The sequence below is a fragment of the Candidatus Pelagibacter sp. Uisw_094 genome (genome assembly GCF_047729535.1).
GTDB lineage: Bacteria > Pseudomonadota > Alphaproteobacteria > Pelagibacterales > Pelagibacteraceae > Pelagibacter.
This window is the reverse complement of record NZ_CP159823.1, coordinates 606,497-623,586: the sequence shown is the minus strand read 5'-3', so window position 1 is coordinate 623,586 and position 17,090 is coordinate 606,497. Positions and strand designations below refer to the sequence as shown.

Annotated in this window: 12 protein-coding genes and 3 tRNA genes; 2 read left to right on the top strand and 13 right to left on the bottom strand. The window is 28.9% G+C overall.

The window, feature by feature from the left end; all coding sequences use genetic code 11:
• Positions 1-17 precede the first annotated feature (17 nt).
• Genes ABXT72_RS03300 through ABXT72_RS03290 form a run of 3 tightly spaced genes read right to left on the bottom strand, consistent with a single transcriptional unit; the run spans position 18 to position 5,568 of the window.
• A complete protein-coding gene (locus tag ABXT72_RS03300) occupies positions 18-1,223 on the bottom strand; it encodes a sugar phosphate nucleotidyltransferase (protein WP_415279054.1) in 1,206 nt (401 codons plus the stop codon).
• Positions 1,223-2,941 (bottom strand): dihydroxy-acid dehydratase, encoded by a 1,719-nt coding sequence (ilvD, locus tag ABXT72_RS03295; protein WP_415279052.1) that lies wholly within the window; start codon positions 2,939-2,941, stop codon positions 1,223-1,225. The genes ABXT72_RS03300 and ilvD overlap by 1 nt, the downstream gene beginning before the upstream one ends.
• Complete coding sequence (locus tag ABXT72_RS03290) at positions 2,941-5,568, bottom strand: valine--tRNA ligase (RefSeq protein WP_415279050.1); 2,628 nt, start codon at positions 5,566-5,568, stop codon at positions 2,941-2,943. Before ABXT72_RS03290 ends, ilvD begins: the two co-directional genes overlap by 1 nt.
• Before the next feature lie 129 nt (positions 5,569-5,697).
• Here ABXT72_RS03290 and ABXT72_RS03285 point away from each other — a divergent pair.
• Positions 5,698-5,771 (top strand) — tRNA-Cys (locus ABXT72_RS03285).
• A 50-nt stretch (positions 5,772-5,821) separates the two neighbouring features.
• Positions 5,822-5,897: transfer RNA gene (locus tag ABXT72_RS03280), tRNA-Asn, on the top strand.
• 139 nt (positions 5,898-6,036) lie between these two features.
• Here ABXT72_RS03280 and ABXT72_RS03275 read toward each other — a convergent pair.
• From ABXT72_RS03275 to ABXT72_RS03230, 10 genes are all read right to left on the bottom strand, one after another.
• Positions 6,037-6,408, bottom strand: coding sequence for a helix-turn-helix domain-containing protein (locus tag ABXT72_RS03275; protein WP_415279048.1), 372 nt, complete (start codon positions 6,406-6,408; stop codon positions 6,037-6,039).
• Between the two features lie 173 nt (positions 6,409-6,581).
• Entirely contained in the window at positions 6,582-7,316 is a 735-nt protein-coding gene (locus ABXT72_RS03270) for an amino acid ABC transporter ATP-binding protein (RefSeq protein WP_415279046.1), read from the bottom strand.
• A gap of 2 nt (positions 7,317-7,318) precedes the next feature.
• Entirely contained in the window at positions 7,319-8,599 is a 1,281-nt protein-coding gene (locus tag ABXT72_RS03265; RefSeq protein WP_415279044.1) for an amino acid ABC transporter permease, read from the bottom strand.
• The gene (locus tag ABXT72_RS03260; protein ID WP_415279042.1) at positions 8,599-9,744 is read right to left on the bottom strand and encodes an amino acid ABC transporter permease; all 1,146 of its coding nucleotides are present in this window, start codon (positions 9,742-9,744) and stop codon (positions 8,599-8,601) included. Before ABXT72_RS03260 ends, ABXT72_RS03265 begins: the two co-directional genes overlap by 1 nt.
• Positions 9,745-9,808: 64 nt before the next feature.
• A complete protein-coding gene (locus ABXT72_RS03255) occupies positions 9,809-10,849 on the bottom strand; it encodes an amino acid ABC transporter substrate-binding protein (protein WP_415279040.1) in 1,041 nt (346 codons plus the stop codon).
• A gap of 170 nt (positions 10,850-11,019) precedes the next feature.
• Positions 11,020-11,096 (bottom strand) — tRNA-Arg (locus ABXT72_RS03250).
• 31 nt (positions 11,097-11,127) lie between these two features.
• On the bottom strand, positions 11,128-12,537 hold the full coding sequence (locus ABXT72_RS03245) for a TrkH family potassium uptake protein (protein ID WP_415279039.1): 1,410 nt from the start codon (positions 12,535-12,537) through the stop codon (positions 11,128-11,130).
• Positions 12,538-12,541: 4 nt separating this feature from the next.
• Positions 12,542-13,933 carry a Trk system potassium transporter TrkA gene (trkA, locus tag ABXT72_RS03240; RefSeq protein ID WP_415279038.1) on the bottom strand — a complete coding sequence of 464 codons (1,392 nt, stop codon included), beginning with the start codon at positions 13,931-13,933 and terminating at the stop codon, positions 12,542-12,544.
• Positions 13,934-15,289, bottom strand: coding sequence for a sigma-54-dependent transcriptional regulator (locus ABXT72_RS03235; RefSeq protein WP_415279036.1), 1,356 nt, complete (start codon positions 15,287-15,289; stop codon positions 13,934-13,936).
• Positions 15,289-17,070 carry an ATP-binding protein gene (locus tag ABXT72_RS03230; protein ID WP_415279034.1) on the bottom strand — a complete coding sequence of 594 codons (1,782 nt, stop codon included), beginning with the start codon at positions 17,068-17,070 and terminating at the stop codon, positions 15,289-15,291. Before ABXT72_RS03230 ends, ABXT72_RS03235 begins: the two co-directional genes overlap by 1 nt.
• Between the last annotated feature and the right edge of the window lie 20 nt (positions 17,071-17,090).

The following is a 17,090-nucleotide window of genomic DNA, read 5'->3' as shown; positions in this document are numbered from 1 at the left end:
ATTATGTGGTCGTATTATTATTTAATACGGCCATAAACATCTTGAAACCTTACAATATCACTTTCTTTTAATATCGATCCAACTTGAGCTTCAATAATCTTAACGGGTTTATTACCAGGATTTTCAATTCTATGAACTGCCTCTAATGGAATAAATATATGATCGTTTTGTTTTTTAGAAAAACTATCTTTATTAAGTGTAATTTTGGGTGTTCCTTGAGTTACCAGCCAATGTTCTGATCTATGATGGTGTTTTTGTAAACTTAATATACCTTTTGGTTTAACGAATAACTCTTTAATTAAAAAGCCTTTGCCTTCAAACAAATTAACGTACCTACCCCAAGGTCTGTAATAAACATTTTTTTTCTTGTAATATTTGTTCTTATTTTTGTCATACATTTTTAAGATCTCTTTCCAGCTGCCAAGATCTGACCAAGGGATATCTAATTTAATAGCGTTGATTTGTTTAGTTTTTTCTAAAATTGCATAATCAAAAGATTTAGCAGTAGCCTTTTCAAAGGAGGCTTTATTTAAGTAATAAGTGTTATCTTTAAGTTTTGCTTTTGAAACAGCACTAACACAATTTTTGTATATTGTAGGCTGGTACTTTTTAAAGTTATTTATTATTGAGTCTTTTCTTAAAAAAAACATACCAGAATTCCAATAACCTTTTTGTTTAATAACTTGTTTAGCTTTAGCTTCTTTAGGTTTTTCAATAAATTTTGTAACTTTATTGATATTTCCTTTAACTTTTTTAGTTATAAAATAACCATATTCACTTGATGGAGATGTTGGTTTAATACCAAAAATGAATATATTTTGGTCAGTTAAATTGGCTTTATTTTTATTTATAGCTTTATTAAAAATACTTGCTTTTTCTATTAAGTGGTCTGCTGCAAAAAACATTAAAGGTTGTTCGTTTGCAATATCTTTAATTAATGCTGATGCAAGAATTGCTGGTGCTGTATTTCTTTTTGCAGGTTCTAAAACAATTTTATATTTACTTATCTTGTGTATCTTAAGGTGTTTTTTTACCTCTTTTAAATATTTAAGATTTGTACTTATAATCGGTGCATCAAAAGTTGAAGATTTAACTCTTTCAAGAGTTTTTCCTAATAAAGTCCAATTACCAAAATCAATAAATTGCTTTGCTTGATGATTTTTAGAATTAGTCCAAAGTCTAGTTCCTGCTCCGCCACATAAAATAACGGGTCTAATTTTCATTAAATATCAGCGTAAACTTTTACTTCTTTTCTTTTACCAGGATGTGTTGGTGCTCCTAAATAAGCAGGACCTACTGTTTGAGCATATTTCCAAATAGTACCAGATCCAAAGCTTGATTTTTTTGCTTTCCATTGTTTTCGTCTTGTAGCTAATTGTGATTTGGTTAATCTAACGTTAATAGTTCCTTTTTTGGCATCTATATCAATTACATCTCCATTACGTAAAAGAGCTAAAGGGCCTCCTAAGGCCGCCTCAGGGCCAACATGACCCACACAAAACCCTCTTGTTGCACCTGAAAACCTTCCGTCAGTAATTAGGGCAACCTTCTCACCCATGCCTTGACCATAAATAGCACCTGTTGTTGATAGCATTTCTCTCATACCAGGTCCGCCTACGGGTCCTTCATAACGAATAATAATTACATCGCCTTCTTTATATTTTTTCTTTTGTACGCAAGCCATTGCAGCTTCTTCATTATCAAAACATCTAGCTTTACCAGTAAACTGTAATTTTTTTAATCCAGCAATTTTAACAATACCGCCATCAGGAGCTAAGTTACCTTTAAGACCAACAACACCACCGTCTGGTGATAAAGGATTGTCATAAGCTCTTAAAACTTTTTGCTTAGGATTAAATTTAATATTTTTTAAATTTTGTTTCATTGTTTTTCCAGTAACTGTCATGCAATCACCATGTATAAAACCACCATCAAAAAGAGTTTTTAATAACATAGGAACTCCACCAGCCAACCACATATCTTTTGCAACATATTTTCCACCTGGTTTTAAATCAGCAAGATATGGAGTTTTTTTAAATATTTTAGCAACATCCATTAAATCAAACTTAATTCCAATTTCATTAGCTATAGCTGGCAAGTGTAACGCTGCATTCGTTGATCCACCTGTAGCAGCAACAATTGTTGCAGCATTTTCTAAAGATTTTTTTGTAACAATATCTCTTGGACGAATATTTTTTTCTAATAAATTCATTACAGTCTTTCCACTCAATAATGCATACTTATCACGTTCTTCGTATGGAGCAGGTGTTCCAGCTGAATAAGGTAAAGCTAAACCTATAGCTTCAGAGACACAGGCCATAGTATTTGCAGTAAATTGTCCTCCACATGCACCTGCACTTGGACATGCAACAAGTTCTAATTTTCTTAATTCTTTAGCAGACATTTTTCCAGCTGAGTGTTTTCCAACCGCTTCAAAAACATCAACAACAGTTACATCTTTGCCTTTGTATTGACCTGGAAGTATTGAGCCACCATAAATAAATACACTTGGAACATTTAATCTAACCATTGCCATCATTAATGCAGGTAAAGATTTATCACAACCAGCAATACCAACTAGTGCATCATAACAATGACCACGTACAGTAAGTTCAGTTGAGTCGGCAATTACCTCACGAGAAATTAAAGATGATTTCATTCCTTCATGGCCCATAGCAATACCATCAGTTACAGTTATCGTACAAAATTCTCTAGGCGTTCCACCTGAAGCTCTAACACCTTTTTTAACAGATTGAGCTTGTCTCATTAAAGCAATATTACAAGGAGCAGCTTCATTCCAAGTTGAAACAACACCAACAAATGGTTTTGCTACATCTTTTTCCGTTTCACCCATCGCATAATAAAAAGATCTATGTGGAGCTCTATCAGCACCTAACGAAGTATGTCTGCTTGGTAATTTTTTTTTGTTAAATCTTGTCATTATATACCCTTTATAGTTATTGATATTCTCTCAACATCATTTTTTAAATTATTATAATTAGTTTTTTCCTGATCAACAATATCTTTTGGTGCTCTATCAACAAAGCTTTTATTAGCTAATCTTTCTGATATTTTATTCATTTCCTCTTGGTACTTATTTTGTCTGGTAGTTAGGTTTTCCTTAATTAATTCTAAATCAACATCTTCATCAAAATAAACTTTAAATATATCTCCAGAAACCATCAATGTAGCAGCTGGTTTATCTAAATCTTTATTATGTAAGTTTTTGATACGACCAAGTTTTTTAAGAATAGTTTCATTTTCAGTAAAAAATGATTGTTCTTTTTTACTAACAGTCTCTATTGAAATATCTATAAAGGAACCAGGACTTACACTTAATTCATTTTTAAATGATCTTAATTCAGAGACTATACTAATAATTTTTTCAACTTGATTAGTGGACGAGTCTCTTTCAACCTCGCCAGAGGGCCAATTGGCTAACATTAGAAAATCTTTACCTGAATTATCAAATTTATTATTTAACCAAATTTCTTCAGTAACAAATGGAATAAATGGATGTAATAATATTAATATTTGCTTAAATATATAAGCTGATACTTGTCTTACTTCATCTTTTGCCTTTTCATCTTCTGAAAATAATATTGTTTTAGATAACTCTAAATACCAATCACAATAAGAGTGCCAAGTAAATTGATAAGCATTTTTTGCAGCTTCATCAAACCTGTAATCTTTTAAGTTTTTTTCAATTCTATTTTTAGTTTCAATTAGTTCAGAATAAATCCATTTGTTAATATTAATTGTTAAACTTGGTTTTTCTTCAATTTTAGAAAAATCACAATTATTAGTAATTAAAAAATTGTTTGCATTCCATAATTTATTTAAAAAATTTCTATATCCCTTAACTCTATCTTCAGAAAGTTTTACATCTGTGCCAGGTGATGCCATTGACAGTAAAGTAAATCTTAAAGCATCTGCACTGTATTTTTCAATTAAATCTAAAGGGTTAATTACGTTTCCCTTAGATTTAGACATTTTTTGTCCCTTCTCATCTTTAACAAGTGCATGAACGTAAATATCTTTAAAAGGTTCTTTGTCTAGAAACTCCATTCCAAACATAATCATACGTGCCACCCAAAAAAATATAATATCAAATCCTGTAACAAGTACTGATGTTGGGTAAAATTTTTCAACATATTCTTTATTATCTGGCCACCCTAATGTAGCAAAAGGCCATAAGCCTGATGAAAACCAAGTATCCAATACATCTGGATCACGAATTAAATCTACATCTTTATTATAGAATTTTTTTGCATCTAATTTTGCCTCATCTTCATTTATTGCAACAAAAATTTTTTTATCCGGTCCATACCAAGCTGGTATTTGATGTCCCCACCATAATTGTCTCGAGATACACCATGGCTCAATATTGTTCATCCATTGAAAATAAGTTTTTGACCAATTAGCAGGAAAAAAATTGGTTTTTTTTGAGTTAACTATATCTTTAGCTTTAATTGATAATTTTTTTGCATCTACAAACCATTGTTCAGTTAAAAAAGGCTCAATTATTGAATTAGATCTATCCCCATATGGAACTTTATTCTTTATATTTTCTTCCTTAACAAAAAACTCTTTTTCTTTAAGTTCTTTTAAAATTCTTTTTCTAGCTTCAAATCTATCAAGTCCAATATATTCTTTAGGAGCATTTTCGTTTACTTTGCCACCTTCAGTAAAGATATTTATGATTTCTAAATTATTTCTTTGTCCCACCTCATAGTCATTAAAGTCATGAGCTGGTGTTATCTTTAAAGCACCAGTTCCCATCTCTGGGTCAGCATACTCATCTTCAATAATTTTTATTTTTCTTCCAACAATTGGTACTGTTACAAATTTACTAACCAAATGTTTAAATCGATCATCTTTTGGATTTACAGCAATTGCTGTGTCACCTAACATAGTTTCAGGTCTAGTAGTTGCTATAGTTATAAAATCACTAGAACCATCTATAGGGTATTGAATATAGTAAATCTTAGAATTAACCTCTCTTTGATCAACTTCTAAATCAGATATTGCAGTTTTTAAAACAGTATCCCAGTTAACTAGTTTTTTATCTTTATAAATTAAACCTTTTTTGTGAAGTTCTACAAAAACTTTTAAAACTGATTTTGAAAGGTTTTCATCCATTGTAAAAGCATTTCTCGACCAATCACAAGAACAACCAAGTTTTTTAAGCTGATTTAAAATGATATCACCATGCTCTTCCTTCCATTCCCAAACCTTTTCTATAAACTTTTCTCTTCCAATTTCATTTTTATCAATACCCTCAGCAGTTAATTTTTTTTCAACTAAAGCCTGAGTAGCGATTCCTGCATGGTCTGTTCCTGGTTGCCATAACGTTTCATAATTATTCATACGGTGATATCTCACCAAAAGGTCTTGAATTGAATTATTTAAAGCATGTCCCATATGTAAACTGCCTGTTACATTTGGTGGTGGTATAACTACTGAAAATTTCTTTTTATTTGTTGTAGGTTTAAATAAATTATTTTTTTCCCAATAAGAGTAAATCTTATCTTCAACATCAGAATGTATGTATTTATCATTACTCATAAGGTATTCATAAGTTTATAATTTAATAATATCAATTAACAATAATCAATTTGGTAGCTTATTTGGTAGACTAATTATTAATATTTTATATATAAAAGGTTCACTATTTGATTTATTATGAGATGTGAGGGCAACGTGGCGGAATGGTTACGCAGAGGATTGCAAATCCTTGTATCCCAGTTCGATTCTGGGCGTTGCCTCCAAAAAAAATCTTGTTTTACTTTAAAAAAAAAGTAGATTGTGATTTTGATATTCCTCGGTAGCTCAGTTGGTAGAGCAGTTGACTGTTAATCAATTGGTCGTAGGTTCGAGTCCTACCCGAGGAGCCAAAACCTTACCTTCAGCATTTTGATAAAAGCCTTATTAAGATTATTTTTGCTTAAATTTATATGTGTGAGGCAGAGGTTATATTATAAATAAATTTTATAAGTGATTAGGCTAAATTAAGGTCTTAAACAAATTTTTATATTAGCCTACTTTTGAAATTCCAATGGATGCTGCTTGTAAAGATTTACTAAACTTTAGTTTTTGATCGTTATTAAGTTCAGAATATAATTTAACTAAAAAATTATAATTTACATTCATATGACCTTCTTGAGATCTTTCCAGGTTTAATAAATATTCTGAAAAATCTTCAAAAAAATAATTTACTGGAACTTTTAAATAATTTGCTAACTGAAGAAGTCTTATTGAGCTAACCCCATTAGTTCCTTTTTCATATTTTTGAATTTGTTGAAATGTAACATTAATTGCTTTTGCTACTTTTGTTTGTGTAAGACCTAAAGCTAATCTTCTTAGCTTTAATTTGTTACCTAAGTGTTTGTTGAAATTATCTTCCATTAAGACCCCTCTTAAAGTTAGTTTAAAAAAACCTATTGAACTAATTTTTAGATGTTATCGCAACAGAAAAATTTTTTTATTTTAAAAAATTAGGTATAAAAATATAAATTGTGTCAAGATATTTTAAATATATCTTAAAAATATAAGTGTTGAGCAATATAGCTAATTGAAGCTTATAAAATTTGACTTAAGAAAAGTTTAGTACGATCATTTTTGGGGTTAGCAAAAAAATCTTTAGTCGTTGCCTTTTCTACAATCATTCCTTCATCCATAAAGATCATTTGATCAGCAACTTCTTTAGCAAAACCCATTTCATGAGTTACAACGATCATAGTCATTCCTTGTTTTGCTAAATTAACCATCACATCAAGTACTTCTTTGATCATTTCAGGATCTAAGGCTGATGTAGGTTCGTCAAATAACATAATTTTAGGTTCCATACAAAGTGCTCTAGCAATTGCAACCCTTTGTTGTTGACCACCTGACAATTGACCTGGGAATTTTTGAGCTTGGTCTAAAATTTGTACTCTTTCTAAATGCTCTAAGGCTAATTTTTCAGCATCTTTCTTTGACATTTTTTTTACCCAGATTGGGGCTAATGTACAATTATCTAAAATAGACAAATGAGGAAATAAATTAAACTGTTGAAAAACCATTCCAACTTCAGCTCTAACTTGTTCTATATTTTTTGTGTCTTCAGATATTTCAGTTCCATCAACTATAATAGTTCCTTTTTGATGTTCTTCCAACCTGTTGATACATCTAATTAGCGTAGACTTTCCAGATCCAGACGGACCACAAACAACAATTTTTTCTTTTGGCTTAACCTCAAGGTCGATATCTTTTAAAACCTGAAAATCACCAAACCATTTATTAACTTTTTGTATTTGAATAATTGAATCTGACATAATTATCTATCTGTTTTATATTTTAATTCTAAATTTTGACTATATTTACTCATACTATAACAAATAATCCAGAATATTATTCCAGCAAATACATAACCCTCCATTGAAAAACCAAGCCATTTAGGATTTGTCTTAGCTAGGTTTAACATTCCAACTAACTCAAGAAGACCAACAACAAATATTAGAGGCGTATCTTTTATAAGAGCTAAGAATGTATTTGCAATACCCGGTATTACTAATTTTAATGCTTGAGGAAGAATAACAAAAACATGCATTCTCCAATAACCCATACCAAGAGATTTAGCAGCATCGTATTGGCCTCTTGGCAGCGCCTGTAGACCTCCTCTTATAACTTCTGCTGTGTAAGCAGCTTCAAATAAAGTGATAGCAACAACGACTCTAATTAATTTATCAACATAAGTTCCATCAGGTAAAAACATAGGAAACATTACTGCGGACATAAATAGTACTGTAATTAAAGGTACGCCCCTCCAAAATTCTATAAAAGAAAGTGATGAATATTTAACAATAGGTAAATCAGACCTTCTTCCAAGAGCTAACATCATGCCCAAAGGGAAGCAAAAAATTAGAGAAAAGAAAGATACCATAAAAGTTAAAGATAAACCTCCCCAAGCACCTGTTTCTACCCACACTAATCCAAATGAACCACCAGATACTATAAAGTAGATTAAAATAAAGGAAATAATAGGTAATATAAGAACATAATATAAAGACAGATAATTCCTAAGTCTTGTTGGAGCAAAAAAACCAGCTGCCATAAACACAAGGACAGCAATAAATGTTAAATTAACTCTCCATTGTTCTGCATTAGGGTACATTCCATACATAAATCTATTAAACCAAACTTTGATATAAACCCAACAAGCCCCACCACCAGTACATGCGTCTTTAGTGTCACCAGCAAAATTAGCATCTAGAATAAGCCAATTTAATAATGGAGGTAGTCCAAAAATTATAAGTAAAATTATAGATACACTTAATGCAGCATTGAAATTAGTTGTGTTAATGTTTTTATTGAGACTATCTAAAATCTTTATACCTGAAAATTCAATTCTAATTAAATGAAGCCCAATAACTCCAAAAATTAATGGTGTGAAAAAATTAATAATTCTAGGTAAAAAAGAAGTAATATTCGTATTAAAATAGTTATTTAAATAAAAATCAATGATACCAACTGAAAAAAATAAGACACCTAAAATTAAAGAAATATTTCTATTTTTGTGATGATTAAATTTTAATATATTAAATTTGTTTATGCTCATTATTTTTCCTGTATCGCTATTCTTTTATTGTACCAGTTCATTAATAATGAAATACCCAAACTAATAGTCAAATAAGTTGCCATAGTAATTCCTACAATTTCTATAGCTCTACCCGTTTGCATCATTGCAGTACCAGCAAAAACTAAAACTAAATCAGGATACGCGATAGCTGCAGCTAGAGATGAGTTTTTAGTTAAGTTTAAATATTGATTAGTTGTTGGTGGAATAATAATTCTTAATGCTTGAGGCATGATTACTAATTTTAAAACTTGATTTGGAGTAAGACCGATTGAGGCTGCTGCCTCTTTTTGACCTTTACCAATCCCTTGGATACCAGCTCTAACATTTTCAGCAATAAATGTTGCTGTATAAAGAGTAAGAGCAAGAGTAAGAGCAATTAATTCTGGTGGTATTTTTAAACCACCATCAAAAGTATATGATGATTGAGACATCTGTCTAATTACAGGATAACTCCAAGATAAATCTACACCACCAATTAAAAAAGTTAGTAATGGCAAAAATATAAAAATTGCCAAAGATATGAAAAATACAGGCAATCGTTTACCCTCTTGCTCTTGTTTCTTTTTTGCATATCTTGCAAAGAAAAAAATTATAATCATTGCAGCAATTATTGTTGTAAAAAAAACATCAAAATTTGTCCAAATTGGAGCTGGTGTATAAAGTCCTTTGATCGTCATAAAAGATGAGTTTAATAACATAGGAGCATCTTCAAGCATTGGTAAGGCTCTTAACGCAGCAAAATACCAAAAGAAAATTTGTAATAATAAAGGAATATTTCTAAAAAACTCTATGTAGAAAGAGGCGGTTTTTCTAATCAAGTAATTTGGAGATAAACGTGCAACACCTATAACAGCACCTAATAATGTAGCTAAAATAATTCCTATAAAAGCTACTAAAAGTGTATTTAGTAAACCCACCAAGTAGGCTCTGGCGTATGTATGAGAACCGTCATAATCTATTAAAGAAAACTGTATATCAAAAGAAGCTTGGGTTTTTAAAAACCCAAAACCAAACTCTAAACCCCTTGCACCCATGTTCTCTTGGGCGTTCATGGTAAAGAAACCAAATACTAATACTATAAACAGTAAAGTTAATAGTTGTGGAAGAATTTTTTTTATTTTCATTTTTGAAGTATTATAAAAAAAGGGCTAGATAAATCTAGCCCTTTTTAATTATTTTAGATAATAATTATCTAGCTGGTGGAGTGTATAATAACCCACCTTGAGTCCAAATATTGTTTGGACCTCTATCAGGTAAAATACCAGTGTCAGCTATATTTCTTTTATAACTTTCACCATAGTTTCCAACTTGCTTAATAATTCTTAAGCTCCAGTCTTGATCTAGACCTAAATACGAACCTAATTCACCTTCAGTACCCACTAATCTTTTAACTGCAGGGTTTTCTGAAGTTTTCATCATGTCAGCATTTGAAGAAGATATTCCATATTCTTCAGCTTCAATCATTACGTTTAGAGACCATCTTACGATGTCTTCCCAAACTGCATCACCTTGACGTACAACAGGTCCTAGAGGCTCTTTAGAGATAGTCTCTGGTAACACTATATGGTCATCAGGGTTAGTCATTTTTGTTCTTTGTGCTGCTAGACCAGATTTATCAGTTGTGTAAGTATCACATCTGCCTGAGTCATAAGCTGCAACAACTTCATCAGCTTTTTCAAAAGCAACTGGCTCATAAGAAATTCCTTTTGAATTAAAGAAGTCTCTCATGTTTAATTCAGTTGTAGTTCCAATGTTTGTACATGCTGAAATTCCATTTTTGAATTGGCTTGTAGAAGTAATTCCTGAGTCTTTTCTTACCATGAAACCTTGACCATCATAGAAGTTTACACCAACGAAAGTTACACCTAGATCCGCATCTCTTGAAAGTGTCCAAGTTGTGTTTCTTGATAAGATATCAATCTCACCAGAAGTTAGAGCTGTGAATCTTTCTTTAGCACTTAGTGGAGTGAACTTAACTTTGTTCGCATCACCTAATACTGCAGCTGCAACTGCTCTACATACATCAACGTCAACACCTGTCCAATTTCCAGCAGCATCAGCATTTGAAAATCCTGGTAGACCTTGAGATACACCACATCTTACGAAACCTTTATTCATAGTGTTCTTAAGAGTTTTTGACTTCTTAGCGGCCATTGTTTCTGTTGTAAAAGTAAACAGAACTGCAACCATAGCAACTAGAGAAGTTAATTGTTTTACGTATTTAAACATATTTTATTCCTCTGTTTTATTTATTTATTTGTTAACAAATAATCCAAATTAAATTGAATCAATGTGAGTGTTTATCATTTTATGAATATGATCAAAGTAAAATTGATTATATTAGAACCATTCTAACTATATGTAGTGCTTAATAAAAAATTAACAATAATATCTAGTAATGGTGCGCTCTGGTGGACTCGAACCACCGACCCTCGGTTTAGAAAACCGATGCTCTATCCAGCTGAGCTAAGAGCGCAAATTAATACAAATGTATTTATAGTACGAATTTAGCTTTTAAAAAGAAATTTTTTACAAATAATTAATAAAGTTAGAAGCTCAAGTCTACCAATAATCATAAAGAAAATTAGATAATATTTGGTCATGAAATGAAGATCGTAAAAGCTAAAATCACTTAAACCGAACATTGAAGAATTTACGGTATTCATTATGGTTAAAATTGAGAGTTTAAAAGAACTTTCAAAATCAATTCCACTTAGGGTTAATAAAAAAGTTAAAATTAATAAAGAAATTATAAAAACTATTACTGATAGAAAATATTTGTAAATTTCATCTAATTTAAATGAGTCTTTTGAAAACAAGTGTTTGTTTATGTAAATATTCTTAGGTCTACTATAGGAAAGAATTTCATTAATTGAGTATTTAAATAAAGAGTAAATTTTTAAAAATCTAATACCTGAGCTGGTAGAAAAAAAAGAACCACCAATAATAACCAGTATTAAAAAAATAAATGATAAATTTTCAGGTGAATCATTTAATGAAAATCCTGTATTTGAAATACTGCTCGTTAAAGATAATAATAATTCACTAAAATTATTTTCAAAGTTTAGAAATGCAAAAAAGATTATCAACAAACTCAAAAAGTAAAATAACAAATGAATATCTTCGTTAAAAAAATTAAGGTTATGATTTTTTGTAAAGATTAAATTGTAAATCAAAAAAATACTAAAAAAAGAAGAGAGCAATAAAATTGATGTAATTACTACTTGGGAATTATTGATCAATATATTGGATAAATTATTTGATGGTAAAAAACCACCTGATGAAATTATGGTCATAGCTAAATTTAGAGAATTAAACAACCTAATATCAAAGAAACTTAGAATTATAAAAATTGAAAGCGTTATTAATAAATAAAAAAGAAAAATTTTCAATGCCTGTTTGAAAGTTTCAGATTTATTAAAAGATAAAAAATTAGTTAAAGATTTTTTAAAACTATGATCAAAGATATCAATCAATATTATTATAGAGAATAAGAAATAAAGACCTCCAACCCACTGTGATGCAGATCTCCATAATATTAAACTTTGATCTATATGATTAATGTTATCAAAAATAGTAAATCCGGTTGATGTAAAACCAGAAATTGACTCGAAGAAAGCGTTAACAAAGGTTAAATTATAAATACTAAAATAAAATGGTATTGAAATCACCAGTGGTAACAAAAAATAACCAAGAAGAATTGTTAATATTTTTTCATATATTGTTATTTTTTTTTCATCATTATTTTTTATACAATAAAATAGTATCGCTAAAAAAATTGATACTACAAATGTATAAATGTAAGTATTTAGATTTAGATAAAGATTTAAATAGTATGAGTAAGTGATGTTAAAAAAAGCTAAGATAGAGACTATTCCAAAAAAAACACTCAAATAAATGAGTTTAAAGTATTTCATTTAATTAAATAGAACTTATACGAAACATGTTTTCAACAACATGTAAGAAATCTTTTTTAGCCAAAAGAACAACAATATCTTGTTTTTTAAATACAAAATTTGACCTAGGAATAATAACCTCATCACCTCTTAAAATTGCACCAATTCTTATTTCGTCGGGTAAGTTTGAATTTTTTAATTCTTTATTTACCAGCTCTGAAGTATCAATAATTTCTGCTTCTATAATTTCATATTCACCATTTAAAATACTATAAGCATTTTCAATTGTTCCCTTGTGAATATGTTTTAAGATACTTGATACGGTATTCATTCTAGGATCAATAAAATCATCAATTTTTAAAGAAGTTTGTAAAAGAGAATAATTAGGCTTATTAATTAAAGCCATTGTTCTTTTATCACTTAATTCATCATTATCTTTAGCAAATTTTTCAATCAATACACTTACCATTAAATTATCTTCGTCATCATTTGTAAGTGCCAAAACAGTTTGAACTTCTTCTAAATTTGCCTCTAGTAAAACTTCTTCATCAAGGGCATCACCATTTATAACAATTGTGTTATTTAATTGGCTTGCAATAAGTTCTGCTCTTTCTTTATCTTTTTCTATTATCTTAACTCTAGCAGAATCAAAACTTTCTTCTAAATTCTGTGCTAGATTAAAACCTATATTTCCCCCTCCAATGATAAGAATCTTATTAGAAATTTTCTCTGTATGACCAAACGCTGCTAAAGTTTCATTCATTTGTGAAGCATTAATTACAGCATAAGCTTTATCACCTTTAAGCATTACATCAGTTTTTTTTAGTAAAACAAATTTTTCATCTCTAATTACACCCATTATATTTGAATTTAATTTTGGAAATTTTTTGGTAAGTTCGTTAAGCTTAATATCTTTTATTGGACAATTGGCATCTATCAAAATCTCAAGTAATCTAATTTTATTATTTGCAAAAGGAACGTTATCAAGTGAACCAGGGGCTTCTAATTTTCGTTGAAGAGATTTTGCTATCTCAATTTCAGGTGAAATAATAACATCTATTGGTAGATTTTCTTGATTATAAACTTTTGTAAATTTAGGATTTAAATAATCTTGTGACCTGATCCTTGCTATTTTTTTTGGAACGTTAAATATTGAAAATGCTATTTGACATATAAGCATGTTAATTTCATCATTTCGAGTTACTGCGATAATCATATCAGCATCAGTTGCATTAGCTTTTTCTAAAATAGAGGGATAAGTACCCTTGCCTACAATAGACTTAACATCTAATATGTCATCTATCTTTTGTATATCTTCACTCGATTGATCAATTACAGTTATTGAGTGACCTTGTTCACTTAAAATTTTTGCAATAGTAAAACCTACTCTACCTGCACCACAAATTATAATATTCATTTAATTTAATTCCTTGATCCCTAGACCTTTAAGTTTTCTATGTAAGGCAGATCTTTCCATTCCTATAAAGTTAGCAGTTTTTGATATATTGCCATTGAATTTTTTCAACTGCGTAGTTAAATACTCTTTTTCAAAATTTTCTCTAGCTTCTTTTAATGGTATAGATAAAGAGTTTTTTGATGAAGTATTCTTAATATCAGGAGTTTTTAGGGATTCTTTAATAATATTTGAAATTTTATCAGCACTATCGGGTGAAAGTATTGCAATTCTCTCTAATAAATTTCTTAATTCTCTAACGTTACCTGGCCAATTATAATTGAGTAGATAGTTATTGTTCGTATCAATTATAAATCTTTTTAAATTATAGTTTGTTGAAATTTTTTCAGAAAAATATTCAACTAATAAAGGTATATCAGAAACTCTGTCTTTTAGAGGGTCAATGTTAATTTCGAATACATTAAGTCGATGGTATAAATCCTCTCTAAAATTACCATTTTCTATTTCTTTTTTTATATCTTTGCTGGATGAGCATATAATTCTTACATCCACATTAATATCGTGATTTCCATTAATTCTCTTAAATTTTTGATCTATTAAAACTCTTAAAATTTTAGATTGAGTATCAAGTGGGATTTCAGAAATTTCATCAATTAAAAGAGTACCCTTTGATGCTTTTTCTAGTGCACCGTAAGTTATAGAGCCATTATATTTTTCTTCACCGAATAATTCTAATTCATATTTTTCTATATCTAGCAATGCACCATTCAGAATAACAAAAGGACCCTTCTGTCTTTTAGATTCTTTATGTACTTTTCTTGCTATCAACTCTTTGCCAGAACCAGTGGGTCCATTGATAAAAATTCTACTTTCAGAAACTGATATTTTATCTATTTGGTCTTTTATATTTCTAATATTGTCACTAACACCAACTAACTCATAAGAGTAAAAAAGTTTGCTTTCAAATTCCTTATTCTTATTTTTAAGATTTAAGTTTTCAACAGCTCTATTAACAAAATTTAATAATCTCTCTTGATTAAAGGGTTTTTCAATAAATTCGAAAGCACCAGCTTTTAAAGCTTTAATCGCCATTTCAACGTTTGCATGTCCCGTAATTATTATAACTGGAATATTTTTATCCTTAGTTTTAATGTGTGATAAAAGCTCTAGGCCATCATTGTCTCCTTTGTCTAACTTAACATCTATAATTGCAACATCTGGAAGTTTTTTATCAATCTCGTTTAAAGCTTGATTGTAGTTTGCAGCTAATCTTGTTTTGTAACCAGCTTCAATAATTAGATCGTTAATTATATTTCTAATATCTGTATTATCATCAATAATTAATATTTCAGTACTCATTATTTTGTGAATATAATTTCTATTTTTGCACCGTTATTAAGTGAAACAAAATTTATTTTTCCATTATGATCATTTATTATTTTATTAACAATTGACAAGCCTAAACCAGTGCCTTTTTTCTTTGTTGTAAAGTAAGGATTTAGAATGTCTTTTATGTTGTCAACAAATATTCCAAATCCTACTCCGTTATCAATAATTATAAAGTTAATTCTTTCTGCATTCTCATTTAAAGAAATATCAATTTTACCAATCAATTTAGCATCGTCATTATTTTTATCCTGTATACTTTCAATAGAGTTTTTAATTAAATTGAAGAAAACCCTACTTATTTGTTCATTATCAGAATTTAAGAATATATCTGATTTGCCTGTCCTAAAATCAATTATAATTTTATTATCCAATTCATTTAATAATTTAATGTTATCTTTTATCAAGGAAACTAAGTTGTTATCTTTAAGAATTGGTTTTGGCATTCTGGCAAAATCAGAAAATTCATTAACTAAGTTTTCAATTTGTTTAATTTGTTTTCCAATTATCAATAAACTTTTAGAAAAATCATCTTTTTCATGATCTGCTATTTTTTCTGAATATTTACTTTTTAATCTATCAATAGTTAGCTGAATGGGTGTGAGTGGATTTTTAATTTCATGAGCTAATTTTCTAGCTAAGTTTTCCCAAGCTTCGTGTCTTTCTTTAATTATAAGTTTTTCTTGCTGTGATTTTAATTTATCTATCATTAAATTAAAATTTTGATTTAAAACTTCCATGTCTTTATCAGTTTTAATTTCTGGTACTTTAATATCTAGATTACCTTTTCCAATATTGGAAGATGCAATAATTAAATTATTAATAGATCTAAAGAATCTTGATGAAAACCTTATAGCAATAGATATCGATAAAAATAATAACAGCGAAACTATAACAAGATAAATAAATACAAATGATATCTTGATTCCAGTTTGTTTGTTTAAAACTGTGTAGTAAAAATTAAGCGCTTCTTGAGACTCTAGTAAATATTGGGAAATTTTTTTATCTAAATATTTAACTATATACAAATACTTTCCATCAAAATTTTCAAGTTTTATAATTGACGCTGTTTGATTTTTAAATGCATTAATAATCTTAAGTGGTCTTTTATCATTTTGAACCATTTCTAAAGCGTCAAGTAAAGGAGGTGTGTATAAAATTTTATCTTCTAAGGTTGATAAATATAAACTTCCATCACCTTCAATAATGTGCACCTCATCCATATCTCTAATTATTTTTTGAGTATTAAGAAAACTTTTAAATTGATTAATATTTGTGTTTAAAAAATTGATACTTTTGTTTAAATCAAATGCTATTAAAATTATCTCTGATTGTGTTTTTGTTCTAACTTCTTCTGTATAGCTTTTTGCAATTTCATAAGAATTATTAACAGCTGTTGTTATTTTCTTATCTAAATACTTATCAAGTGCGAATGAAAGAAGAAATAATGAAAATAAAGAAATTAAAATTGAAGGAATTAAAGTAAATAACGCAAAAAAAGTTATATACTTTCTATTAGCTTTAGAGCCACTTACATCAACATCTATCTTTAAGGAATTTCTTACTTCTGAAAATATCATAAAAAAAAGGAATATTAACAAGGCAATATTTCCAATTAATAAAAACTGAAGATTGTTATCAGATAATTTCAAAAAACTTTTATCAATGAATGTTAAAAAAGTTATAAAACCTAACAATAATGAGATTAAAAATATTACAATGATGAATATATTTTTTTTAATAAAATCAATCATTCTGTGTCAAATAATGTGTT